We start from the raw sequence: 12433 nt of genomic DNA, 5'->3' as shown, positions 1-12433 counted from the left end.
CCTACACACCAGGTCCATGCGTGATGCGGATACTGGCCGGCCGATCACTGCAAGGAAGCCCTGCATGCCTGTATTCGTCCGCGATGCGCGCCCTGAAGACGCTGCCGCCTGCATCGACCTGCGTGGGCGTACCCGCGAAAACGCCTTCAGTGCCTTGCAGCTGGCGGAGCTGGGCATCACCGCGCAGACATGGGCCGAAGGCATCTCCGGTGGCGATTTCATCGGCCGCATCGCCTGGGACGGCGAGCGCATGGCCGGCTACTGCTTCGCCGACCGCGACAGCGGTGAAGTGCTGGTGCTGGCCCTGCTGCCGGATTACGAAGGCCGTGGCATCGGCCGCCAGCTGCTGCAGGAGGTGGTCAGCCTGACCCGCGACGCCGGCCACCGGCGCCTGTTCCTGGCCTGCTCGGCCGACCCGCGATCGCGCTCGCACGGCTTCTATCGGCGCCTGGGCTGGCGCCCGACCGGAGACATCGACGAGGCCGGTGACGAGATTCTTGAGTTGGTTTGATTGACGGCGCCGCCAGGCATCGCCCGGCGCTACCGGGTGAGGATGGCGCGAAGCGCCGGATGCTGCGTTGCATCAAAAAAGGACCGGAACCGGTTAGAATCGCGTCTGGATGCTGCAAGGCGTTGTTTCTTCACGCCCTTTCCCTGCTGCATGCGCATCCTGAACTCCTCCCCTCCGCCAACGATCCCGCCCCCATGAAGAAATTTGGCAAGGCTCTTCTCGCCCTGCTCGTGCTGCTGTTGCTGGCCGCCGCGCTGTTCCTGTACTGGCCGCTGACCCAGCGCTCGGTGCCCGCCGCCAGCAACGACAAGCCCGTCGACGTTGTGCTGGTCGGCGCCGGCATCATGAGCATCACCCTGGCCACCTACCTGCAGGAACTGCAGCCGGACTGGAACATCCAGGTCTACGAACGCCTCGACGGCGTCGCCGGTGAAAGCTCCGATGGCTGGAACAACGCCGGCACCGGCCACTCGGCGTTCGCCGAACTGAACTACACCCCGGAACTGCCCGACGGCAGCATCGAGACCAAGCGCGCGGTCGGCATCGCCGAATCGTTCGAGGTCTCGCGCCAGTTCTGGTCGCACCAGGTCAAGCAAGGCCGGCTGAGCCAGCCCAGCGACTTCATCAACCCGACCCCGCACATGAGCTTCGTCTGGGGCGATGACAACATCGCCTACCTGCACAAGCGCCAGCAGGCCCTGGTGAAGAATCCGCTGTTCTACGGCATGCAGTACTCGGAAGATCCGGCGCAGATCAAGCAGTGGGCCCCGCTGCTGATGGAAGGCCGTGACCCGAAGCAGAAGGTTGCCGCGACCTGGATGCCGCTCGGCACCGACGTCAACTTCGGTGTGATCACCCGCCAGCTGACCACCGGCCTGCAGCGCAGCCCGAACTTCAGCCTGCACCTGAACCATGAAGTGAGCGCGCTGCGGCAGAACGCCGACAAGAGCTGGAACGTAACGGTGAAGGACCTCAAGGCCGGCACCGAGTCCACGACCCACGCCCGCTTCGTGTTCATCGGTGCCGGTGGCGCCGCGCTGAAGCTGCTGCAGATGTCGGGCATCCCGGAATCGAAGGACTACGCCGGCTTCCCGGTCGGTGGCCAGTTCCTCGCCTTCCAGGGCCAGGACGTGACTTCGCGCCACGGCGTGAAGGCCTACGGCATGGCCGAAACCGGTTCGCCGCCGATGTCGGTGCCGCACCTGGATGCGCGCAAGCTGGATGGCAAGCCGGTGGTCCTGTTCGGGCCGTTCGCGCTGTACAGCACCAAGTTCCTCAAGCACGGCTCGTGGTGGGACCTGTACTCGTCGGTCACCCACAACAACGTCGGCCCGATGCTGGAAGTGGGCAAGGACAACCTGGACCTGGTGCAGTACCTGATGGGCCAGGCGCGCCTGAACGATGCCGATCGCCAGGCCGAGCTGGTCAAGTACTTCCCCAACGCCAAGCCGGGCGACTGGAAGCTGGTCACCGCCGGCCAGCGCGTGCAGATCATCAAGCGTGACCCGCTGAAGGGCGCGGTGCTGCAGTTCGGTACCGAGATCGTGACCGACAAGGACCACACCCTCGCCGCCCTGCTCGGCGCTTCGCCGGGTGCGTCGACCTCGCCGCCGATCATGCTGGACCTGATGGCCAAGGCCTTCCCGGACCAGATGAAGGCCGGCTGGGAGACCCGCCTGCGCGAGATCGTGCCGTCGTACGGGCGCAAGCTCAACGACAGCGCGGCGCTGGTGAACGAGATCCGCACACTGACCAGCCAGACCCTGCACCTGCCCTACCTTGAAGTACCGGTGGATGGCAACGCGGCAGCGCCTGCACCGGCCGCAGTTCCGGCCCCGGTTCCGACGCCGGCCAAGGAAAAGCGCAACGCCAATGAGGAACTGCAGGCACTGTAAGCCTGCGCGTTCCTTGAGATGCAGACGGACGGCCACCTTCGGGTGGCCGTTTGCGTTTGGGCGGGCCACCGCCTGTAGAGCCGAGCCCATGCTCGGCTCCGGCAAAAAGCAGCCGAGCATGGCTTGTATGTTCCTCCCGGCTCCTACGAGGTATGTAGGAGCCAGGGTGGAGGGACCGTCAACATGATATCTGCGGGTACCAGCCGACAGACGAGCCGAGCGATCCCCATCCCGCACCTTAACGTCGATAAAGGATCTAGCGGCCTTTGAGGACCGCCGATGTAGGCAAGGCAACGTGGTGCGGTACCACCCCAGCCCCTCAACAATAGCTGGGAGTTGCTCAGATGTCAGATCGTTTGGCCGTCGGCATCGATGCCGATTCAAAGACCCTTGTGGTGGCCTGTCACGGCACCAAGGGCAGCGCCCGCATCACCAATTCAGCGTCGGCCATCACTAAGTGGGTGTCCGGCCTGCCGGCCAGATCTCGCATTGGAGTGGAGGCAACCAATCGCTACCACGAGCTTGTGGTTCAAGCTGCCCAGAAGGCCGGGCACGCCGTCTTTGTGCTCAATCCGCGCGACATCAAACATTACGCCAAGGGCGTGGCCTGCCGCGGCAAAACCGACTCAGGTGACGCGCAGGTTATCGCGCGTTACATCGCTAAGGAGGCCGACAATCTGCATGAGCATGTCGCCCGTTCACCTGCCCAGGAGCAGCTGCATGTGCTACTCCAGCAACGCGACAGCCTGGTCCGGAGCAAGGCGAAGTTGAATCTCTCGCTAGGCGCGGGAGCGTCGGAGTCGGCCATCTTTGGGCGCATCTTCGTTGGTCTGAAAGAGGCCATTGCCATGCTCGACCAACAGATTCAGCAACTGTGCCGCAGCGGTGAACAGCGCGACCTGTATCGGCGGATCATGACCATCCCGGGGATCGGACCGACGGTTGCGGCCTTCATCACCCATCACATCACGCGCTGGCCCTTGACCAGCTCAGACGCTTGGATTGCTTGCAGCGGTCTGGATCCGCGACCCAACGAATCCGGTGCGCGGATCGGCAGACGGCGCCTGTCCAAGCGTGGTAACGCCAGCCTGCGCCAGATCCTCTACATGGCGGCCATGGGCCTGACCCGATCCAAAGGCGGCAAAGCCCTTTATACGGCCATCCGCGAACGTGGCCACAGCAGTACCGCCAGTTTTAACATCCTGGCCAGAAAGCTGGCCAGGATCGCCTGGGGGGTCTTCAAAAGCGGTCGGGACTTTGACCCAGCCATGCTGAAAGTGGGTCAAGCCTGCTTCCAGCAGGCTTGACCGCGAACATAGGATCTCGGCTCTACAGAAAGCGATGCCCCGTGCCGGGAACCCTGCGCACAATAACGCGAATTGTAATGTTGTTAAGAAGTATTTACATTTGCACCCTGCGCAGTGACCGCGCCCCTCCCAGATGGACCTGATGTGCCCGAAGCCGCCGCCCCGGGTGCTTGACGACTGTTGCCGCCCTTCCCCCGCTTCCGAGCTTCGAGCCCACCATGTTTCCGACCCTGCCCAACCGCCTGCCCCGCCGCGCGCTGCTGCCGGCTGCCCTGCTTTCGTCGCTGTCCCTGCTGGCCGCAGCCAGTGCGTTCGCTGCGGCCGATGGCGCCGCCGATGCCAAGACCCTGGACCGGGTCAGCGTCCATGCCGAGCAGTCCGCTCCGCCATCCAGCACCACCCGCCTGCCGATCACGCTGCAGGAAACCCCGCAGTCGGCCACTGCGATCAGCCTGAAGCGCCTGCAGGACGAATCGCTGTTCAGCATCAACGACGTGATGCGCAACGTCACCGGCGTCAGCGTGTCCTTCTATGACACCCAGCGCCCGCTGTACTACGCACGCGGCTTCGCCATCACTGACTTCCAGGTCGACGGCATCCCGACCTACAGCGGTTCGACCAACCAGGAATACGACACCGCCTTCTACGACCGCATCGAAGTGATCCGCGGCGCCAACGGCCTGCTCAGTGGCGCCGGCGTGCCGTCGGCCACGGTGAACCTGCTGCGCAAGCGCCCGGGCAAGGAGTTCGATGCCTCGTTCGCGGTCAGCGCCGGCAGCTGGGACTATCGGCGCATGGAGGCGGACGTGACCGCACCGCTGACGGATGACGGCCGTTTCCGCAGCCGCGTGGTCACCGCCTATACCGATCGTGGCCTGTATTACGACCGCTACGACGAGAACAAGATGGCCGGCATGGCGGTGCTGGAGGGCGACGTCACCGACAGCACGACGATCACCCTCGGTTACCAGAGCCAGGACAACAACCCGACCGGCTCGACCTGGGGCACCGTGCCGTTCTTCGACAACCAGGGCAACTTCGCCCACCTGCCGCGTTCGACCAACCTGTCGCCGAAGTGGAGCTACTGGAAGCGCGAGAGCAACACCGCGTTCGCCAACCTCGAACAGCGCTTCGGTGACAACTGGCTGCTGAAGATCAACACCGCCTACACCCGTGGCAACGTACAGAACGTGCGCCTGTACGGCACCGGCAACCCGGACCCGGTGACCGGCTCGGGCATCTTCCTGCGCGCGGCCGCCGGTGATTCCAAGGACACCCGCCGTAATGTCGATGCCTACCTGGCCGGCAGTTTCGATCTGTTCGGCCGTGATCACGACGTGACCCTCGGCGCACAGTGGTCGGACCTGGAAGGCACCACCAACACCCTGGCGCTGAACTACCCGACCGACTGGGCGCGCTGTGGCAGCGAACGCTGCTACTACATCCCCAATGTGTACAGCTGGAACGGCGACATCTCCGAAGTGACCTACCGTCGCACCGGCGCACGTCGCGTCGCCAAGACCACGCAGAGTGGCGTCTACCTGGCCACCCGCCTGCGCCTGGCCGATCCGCTGTCGCTGATTGCCGGTGCGCGGCTGAGCCGCTGGGAAACCCTCAGCCGCTCCTACAACGCGGCAGGCGCATATACCGGCACCAGCGGCGCCTACAAGGTGAGCGATGAAGTCACTCCGTACGTGGGCCTGGTCTACGACATCACCCCCAACGTGTCGGCCTACGCCAGCTACACCGAGATCTTCAATCCGCAGAACTACAAGGACCGCAACGAGAACCTGCTGGCACCGGTACAGGGCTCGAACCTGGAGGCGGGCATCAAGACGCAGTGGTTCGATGGCCGCCTGACCGCCAATGCCGCCGTGTTCGAAGCCAAGCAGGACAACTACGCGGTGCGTGACATGGGCGTGCCGGAAGGCTCGCTGAGCGATGGCACCTCGGCCTACATCGGCGTCAACGGCACCAAGGCGCGCGGCTGGGAGATGGACGTCAACGGCGAGATCCTGCCGGGCTGGACGGTCAACGCCGGCTACACCCACGTCAAAGTGACCCGCGCCGCCACCGACCTGCTGTACGCCAACCCGCCCAAGGATCTGCTGCAGCTCAACACGCAGCTGCAGCTGCGCGGCGCGCTGGAACGGCTGAGCATCGGTGGCGGCGTGCAGTGGCAGAGCAAGGTACAGGGCTACAACATCGCCTACCCGCTGGGCGGCACGGTCACGGTCAACCAGCCGGCGTACTCGCTGGTGCAGTTCAACGCCAACTACCGCATCAGCGACAACTGGACGGCGACGCTGAGCGTGCGCAATGCGCTGGACAAGACCTACTGGGCCAACCTGGACTACAACAACTTCGGCGAGCCGCGATTCGTGTCGGCCAGCCTGCGCTGGACGTTCTGAGGCAGCTGCGAGGCGGCCGGACTACCGGCCGCAGATCCGCGCTGCCGCCGGTAGGTGTCGACCTTGGTCGACACGGTAGATGCGCCCCGGGGTCGGATCCCTTTCCGCAGAAAAGGGCTCTGACCCCAGGCAACACGAAAGGGCCCGCCTCCGCGCGGGCCCTTCCTTTTGCTGCACTGCGAGTTGCACCCCACGTCGTAATTATGCCGTAATTATTACAACGCCAATCGGACGCCGGTCGATGAACCCGAGCTGGGATACGTTGGAACGCAGCCGCCAGGCGCGCCTGGAACGTGCCGTGCCGTGGGCGCGCGGGCACCAGGTCGCGGCCGACGACGTGCGCGAACTGCTGCACGCGCTGCTGGAGCCGGGTGACAAGGTCTGTCTGGAGGGCAACAACCAGAAGCAGGCCGACTTCCTGGCCCAGGTGCTGGCCGGCCTCGACCCGGCACGGGTGCACGACCTGCACATGGTGCAGTCGGTGCTGTCGCTGCCCTCGCACCTGGATGTGTTCGAGCGCGGCGTCGCCTCCAGGCTCGATTTCTCCTTCTCCGGTCCGCAGTCGGTGCGGCTGGCCAACCTGGTGGCCGAAGGGCGCATCCAGATCGGCGCCATCCACACCTACCTGGAGCTGTTCGGCCGGTACTTCATCGACCTGACCCCGCGCGTGGCCCTGGTGGCGGCGCAGGCCGCCGACCGCCACGGCAACCTCTACACCGGCCCGAACACCGAGGACACCCCGGTGATCGTCGAAGCCACTGCGTTCCGGGGCGGCATCGTCATCGCCCAGGTCAACGAGATCGTCGACACCCTGCCCCGCGTCGATATACCCGCCGACTGGGTCAACTTCGTGGTGCAGGCACCGAAGCCGAACCATATCGAGCCGTTGTTCACCCGCGATCCGGCGCAGATTTCCGAGATCCAGGTGTTGATGGCGATGATGGCGATCAAGGGCATCTACGCCGAGTACGGCGTGAACCGCCTGAACCATGGCATCGGCTTCGACACCGCCGCGATCGAACTGCTGCTGCCCACCTACGCCGAGTCACTCGGCCTGAAGGGAAAAATCTGCCAGCACTGGGCACTGAACCCGCATCCGGCGCTGATTCCGGCCATTGAATCCGGGTTCGTGAAGTCGGTGCACTCGTTCGGTTCGGAACTGGGCATGGAGAAGTACATCGCTGCCCGTGGCGATGTGTTCTTCACCGGCGCCGATGGCTCGATGCGTTCCAACCGCGCGTTCTCGCAGACTGCCGGCCTGTACGCCTGCGACATGTTCATCGGCTCCACCCTGCAGATCGACCTGCAGGGCAACAGCTCCACCGCCACCCGCGACCGCATCGCCGGCTTTGGCGGCGCGCCGAACATGGGCTCGGATGCACGCGGTCGCCGCCACGCCAGCGATGCCTGGACCAAGGCCGGCCAGCAGGCCGCCCGCCCTGGCGAAATGCCGCGCGGGCGCAAGCTGGTGGTGCAGATGGTGGAAACCTTCCGCGAGCACATGGCACCGGCCTTCGTTGAACGTCTTGACGCCTGGGAACTGGCCGAGCGCGCACAGATGCCGCTGCCGCCGGTAATGATCTACGGCGACGACGTCAGCCACGTACTGACCGAGGAAGGCATCGCCAACCTGCTGCTGTGCCGCACGCCGGAAGAACGCGAACAGGCGATCCGCGGCGTATCCGGCTACACCGCCGTCGGCCTTGGCCGCGACCGCGCGATGGTGGAAAACCTGCGCGACCGTGGCGTGATCCGCCGCCCGGAAGATCTGGGCATTTCGCCGCGCGATGCCAGCCGCGACCTGCTGGCCGCGCGCTCGGTGAAGGACCTGGTGCGCTGGTCCGGCGGCCTGTACGACCCGCCCAAGCGCTTCCGCAACTGGTAAGGGAAAGAGCATGGAAACCCTCGACTATCGATTCGACGGCCGCACCGCTGTGCACTTCCCGCGCGATGCGGTGCTGGTGGGCGTGCTGGCCTCGGGCAACCTGGAAATCCTGCTGGAACCGGATGATCTGGACGGCGCAATGACCGTGCGCATCATCACCGCCGCGCAGGGCTTCGGCACCATCTGGCAGGCGGTGATCGCCGATTTCGCCCAGCGCCATCCGCTGCGCGACGTGCGCGTATCCATCAACGATGCCGGTGCGACCCCGGCGGTAGTCAGCCTGCGCCTGGACCAGGCCGTGGAAACCCTGCTGGCCGGGGGCACGCCATGAGCCACGTACAGCGCCACAGCTATTACGAAGCCGATGCGCGCGAGCGCATCGCCGGACTGGTCGACGCCGGTTCGTTCCGCGAATTCCTTGGCCCGGCGCGGAGGACGATGAGCCCGCACCTGGCCCAGCTGGACCAGCCGGCCGCGTTCGACGATGGCGTCGTGGTGGGCGAAGCCACGCTGCGCGGCAAGCGCGTACTGCTGGCCGCGCAGCAGGGGCAGTTCATGGGCGGTGGCGTGGGCGAAGTACACGGTGCCAAGCTGACCGGATTGCTGCGTCGCGCGGCGGAAACCCGCCCCGATGGCGTGCTGCTGCTACTCGATACCGGTGGCGTGCGCCTGCATGAAGCCAATGCCGGGCTGATCGCGATCTCCGAAATCATGCGTGCGACCTTTGGCGCACGCGCGGCCGGCGTACCGGTCGTCGCGCTGATCGGCAGCGGCAACGGCGCATTCGGCGGCATGGGCATCGTCGCCCGCTGCTGCACCACGGTGATCATGTCCGAGGAAGGCCGGCTGTCGCTGTCCGGGCCGGAAGTGATCGAGACCGTACGCGGCGTGGAGGAATTCGACTCGCGTGACCGCGCGCTGGTCTGGCGCGTGACCGGTGGCAAGCACCGCTATCTGATCGACCAGGCGCAGGTGCTGGTACCCGACGCCATCGAAGCCTTCGCACAGGCCGCAGGCGATGCGCTGCAGCCCGATGCCGCCAGCACCGATACCGAGGCTGCACTGGCCGCGCTGCAGGAACGCCATGCGGCATTGAAAGCCCGCGTGCAGGCCTGGGGCGATTGCCGTGATGGGCTGGAAATCTGGGCCTGGCAGGGCATCGCCGAGCCCGAACGACTGCCTCTACTGGACACCGACGCCTTCCTTGCCGCCACCGCCGACCGGAGGCTGCCATGAGCGCACCGCTGCAGTCCCTGCTCGATGCACTCTTCCCGCGCGGCCACCACATCGACATCCACGACTCGGTACTGACCGGCACGGCCACCACCGAGGATGGCGAGGTGACCGTGATCGGCACCACCGACCGCATCGAGGTCGGCGTCGACCACGCGCTGGCGCTGGCCGGGACCGTGCTTGCCAGCACCGCCGCGCACCCGCAGCGGCCGATCGTGATGCTGGTCGACACCGCCGGCCAGCGCCTGGCCCGTCGCGATGAACTGCTGGGCATCAATGGCTACTTCGCGCACCTGGCTCAAACCCTCGACCTGGCCCGCCGCCGTGGCGCGCGCCTGGTCACCCTGGTGTACGGCGAATCGGTAAGCGGCGGATTCCTGTCCTTCGGCCTGATGGCCGACCACATCCATGCCCTGCCCGATGCACAGGTACGCGTGATGGACATACGTGCGATGGCGCGAGTGACCAAGCAGCCGCTGGAAAAACTGCAGGCGCTCAGCCAGAGCTCACCGGTGTTCGCACCGGGTGTGGCCAACTACGTGGCGATGGGTGCGGTGGAATCGCTGTGGGATGGCGATCGTGCCCAGCACCTGCTGCAGGCGCTGCGCACACCCAGCGACGGCGATGCGCGCGCCGCGCTGGCTGCACAGCGCGGCGGTCGTGCACTGGCGGCGGATGTTGCCGATGCGGTGGCCCGCGGCGATGCCTGAGCAGCCCGCCCGCCACACCCTGGCCTGGTTGTCGGCCCACGCCGACTGGCGCGCCGACGTGGCTGCGCAGGAACCCCGCCTGGCGGCGTGGTTCGCGCAGGGCCTGCCTGCAATGGTGGCGCGCCGCGCCGCGGATGACCCCGACCCGCGCCTGCGCCTGGGGGTGCCGCTGCCGCCGAGCGAGGGCAAGCTGCGGCTGGCGCTGCGCGTGGCTCCGCACGAGGCACGTCGACTGCAGCCACCGCCCGCGCTGGACGAGGTCGTTGCCAGCGGCGTACCCGACGACTGGCGAAGCGCACTGCAGGCGATGCAGCGGCTGGCACCGGCACGCGTGTTCGGTGCATTCGCCTGGCAGCATCTGAGCGGTTTGCCGTATGTGCATCCGCGCTCGGACATCGATCTGTTGTGGCAGATAAGGGCCGCAGGCCAGGCCGATGCCCTGGTCGAGCGCCTGCAGGACTGGGAACGCACGCACGCGCGCCGCGTCGATGGCGAGCTGTGCCTGGCCGACGGTGGCGCGGTGAACTGGCGCGAGTACGCCGGATGCAGCCGCGAGGTACTGGTCAAGCGTGTGGATGGTGCTGCGCTGGAAGCCCGCGATCGCTTGTTCATCGCCAACGGGGTGGCCGCATGAACGCCGTCGTCCACGCCGAGCGGCCCTGTCGCCCCCCCGTGGACAGCGCGCGACTGGGCCGCCTGGCCATCGCCAGCCTGCACGCCGAACTGGCCTGCACACCCAAGCCTGGGCTGGTCACCCCCTTTGATACCGGCAGCCATGACGACATGGACGCCGGCACCTTCCTGCGCAGCCTGTTTGCCCTGCGCCACTACTTCACCGCGATCGCCCATGCTGGCGTCGACGATGCGCCCTTCGCGGTCCTGCGCATGCATGGGCTGGCCGCCGAGGCCGCGATGCTGCGGGCCACCGGCGGCATCAATACCCATCGTGGTGCAATCTTCAGCCTGGGCCTGCTGGTCGCTGCATCGGCACGCTACCGCCAACTGCACGGCCATGCGGGTTCGGCTGCACAGGTGTGCCTGGCCGTGCCGCACTGGGCAGCCGACTTCGCCAGCGCGCCACTGGATGCCAGCAGCCCGGGCCAGCGGGCACGTATGCGCCACCGCGTGCCGGGCGTACGCGAGCAGGCGGCGGCCGGCTACCCGGTGCTGCGCGAGCTGGCGATGCCCACGCTGCGTCATGCACTGGAGGAAGGCCTGACGCACGATGCGGCGCTATGCCAGACCCTGATGCAGCTGGTCGCGCAGATCGATGACCTCAACCTGCTGCACCGTGGCGGCGCCGAAGGCCTGCACTGGGCCCAGCAGCAGGCACGTGGCTTTCTGGAAAGCGGCGGTGCCTTCGCAGTCGGTTGGCAGGCACGCCTTCACGGCATCGGTGAGCGCTTCGTCGCACGCCGCCTGAGCCCCGGTGGCAGTGCTGATCTGCTGGCCTGCAGCTGGTTCCTGCTGCAACAGGAGGGCGTATGAGCCTTGCCCTGCTCTGCCCCGGACAAGGCGCGCAGCACGCCGCGATGTTCGAGCGCGTGCGCGAGCTGCCTGCCGCGAGCAACGTACTTGAGGCTGCCAGCACACTGCTTGGACGCGACGTGTTCGCGGCGGCCGCTGACGAATCGCGCTTCGACAATGCACTCGCGCAGCCCCTGCTGTGTGCAGCCAGCCTCGCGCACTGGCTGGGACTTCGCGAGGCGGTGCCAGCACCGGTGCTGGTGGCCGGCTACAGCATCGGTGAACTGGCCGCGCATGCGATCGCCAGCAGCGTTGATGCCGCCACCTGCCTGGCCCTCGCAGCTCGGCGCGCGCAGTTGATGGATAGCGCCAGTCCCGCCGATGCAGGCCTGCAGGCGGTGCTCGGCCTGGACCGCCGCAGCCTGCAGGCACTCTGCGATGCGCAGGGCGCATACGTGGCCATCGCCAACGGCCAGGATCATTTCATCGTCGGCGGCAGGGCCGCCTCGCTGCAGGGCCTTGCCGATGCAGCGCGTGCACAGGGGGCGGACATCCGCCCGCTGCCGGTGCACGTTCCGGCGCACACACCGCTGCTGGCAGCGGCGGTCGCACCGTTCGCTGCGGCCCTTGATGCCTCCGCGCTGCAGGCCCCGCGCCTGCCGCTGCTGGCCGGTATCGATGCACGACCGGTACGTGATCGCGCCGCAGCGGTGCACACCCTGTCGGCACAGCTGGCCCAGACCATCGAATGGGCGCAGGTGATGCGCCAGGCCTTCGAGCGCGGCGCGCGGGTGTTCCTGCAGCTGGGCCCGGGCAACGCATTGGCGCGCATGGTCGCGTCCGACTATCCGTGCTGTGAAGTGCGCGCGGTGGAAGAGTTCCAGAGCCTGGACGGCGCCGCGGCATGGGTCCGCAGCGCGCTGGAACGGCTGCAGTAACGGGTTCGAGCAGTACGTATCACGCAACACGCAGTACGTCGCCTTACCCCGGGATGGCGGGTCTCCATCCGCGCTG

At 66.8% G+C, this 12433-nt stretch carries 11 protein-coding genes; all 11 read left to right on the top strand.

The features are described 5' to 3' along the window. Window positions 1–64 precede the first annotated feature (64 nt). The 11 genes from ACZK0Z_RS06005 (at window position 65) to mdcH (ending at window position 12357) form a co-directional block, all read left to right on the top strand. Window positions 65–511: a GNAT family N-acetyltransferase gene (locus ACZK0Z_RS06005; protein ID WP_049429988.1), complete on the top strand. Its 447-nt coding sequence runs from the start codon at window positions 65–67 to the stop codon at window positions 509–511. A gap of 194 nt (window positions 512–705) precedes the next feature. Beyond that, window positions 706–2406 carry a malate dehydrogenase (quinone) gene (gene mqo / locus ACZK0Z_RS06000; RefSeq protein WP_197619888.1) on the top strand — a complete coding sequence of 567 codons (1701 nt, stop codon included), beginning with the start codon at window positions 706–708 and terminating at the stop codon, window positions 2404–2406. 344 nt (window positions 2407–2750) lie between these two features. Then, the gene (locus tag ACZK0Z_RS05995) at window positions 2751–3713 is read left to right on the top strand and encodes an IS110 family transposase (protein ID WP_197632976.1); all 963 of its coding nucleotides are present in this window, start codon (window positions 2751–2753) and stop codon (window positions 3711–3713) included. 218 nt (window positions 3714–3931) lie between these two features. Then, window positions 3932–6124, top strand: a complete 2193-nt coding sequence (locus ACZK0Z_RS05990) for a TonB-dependent siderophore receptor (RefSeq protein ID WP_197632978.1) — start codon at window positions 3932–3934, stop codon at window positions 6122–6124. A gap of 241 nt (window positions 6125–6365) precedes the next feature. Beyond that, a complete protein-coding gene (gene mdcA / locus ACZK0Z_RS05985) occupies window positions 6366–8009 on the top strand; it encodes a malonate decarboxylase subunit alpha (protein WP_197632979.1) in 1644 nt (547 codons plus the stop codon). Between the two features lie 10 nt (window positions 8010–8019). Next, the gene (gene mdcC / locus ACZK0Z_RS05980; protein ID WP_049429992.1) at window positions 8020–8340 is read left to right on the top strand and encodes a malonate decarboxylase acyl carrier protein; all 321 of its coding nucleotides are present in this window, start codon (window positions 8020–8022) and stop codon (window positions 8338–8340) included. Next, window positions 8337–9245, top strand: coding sequence for a biotin-independent malonate decarboxylase subunit beta (locus ACZK0Z_RS05975; RefSeq protein ID WP_197619885.1), 909 nt, complete (start codon window positions 8337–8339; stop codon window positions 9243–9245). The genes mdcC and ACZK0Z_RS05975 overlap by 4 nt, the downstream gene beginning before the upstream one ends. After that, window positions 9242–9952, top strand: coding sequence for a biotin-independent malonate decarboxylase subunit gamma (gene mdcE / locus ACZK0Z_RS05970; RefSeq protein ID WP_197632981.1), 711 nt, complete (start codon window positions 9242–9244; stop codon window positions 9950–9952). Before ACZK0Z_RS05975 ends, mdcE begins: the two co-directional genes overlap by 4 nt. Further along, a complete protein-coding gene (gene mdcG, locus ACZK0Z_RS05965) occupies window positions 9945–10586 on the top strand; it encodes a malonate decarboxylase holo-[acyl-carrier-protein] synthase (protein ID WP_049430052.1) in 642 nt (213 codons plus the stop codon). The genes mdcE and mdcG overlap by 8 nt, the downstream gene beginning before the upstream one ends. After that, the gene (mdcB, locus tag ACZK0Z_RS05960; protein WP_197632983.1) at window positions 10583–11440 is read left to right on the top strand and encodes a triphosphoribosyl-dephospho-CoA synthase MdcB; all 858 of its coding nucleotides are present in this window, start codon (window positions 10583–10585) and stop codon (window positions 11438–11440) included. Before mdcG ends, mdcB begins: the two co-directional genes overlap by 4 nt. After that, complete coding sequence (gene mdcH / locus ACZK0Z_RS05955; protein WP_197632985.1) at window positions 11437–12357, top strand: malonate decarboxylase subunit epsilon; 921 nt, start codon at window positions 11437–11439, stop codon at window positions 12355–12357. The genes mdcB and mdcH overlap by 4 nt, the downstream gene beginning before the upstream one ends. Window positions 12358–12433 lie beyond the last annotated feature (76 nt).

Source organism: Stenotrophomonas sp. 116085_Sma (assembly GCF_056479585.1).
This window is presented reverse-complemented; position numbering and strand designations above follow the sequence as displayed.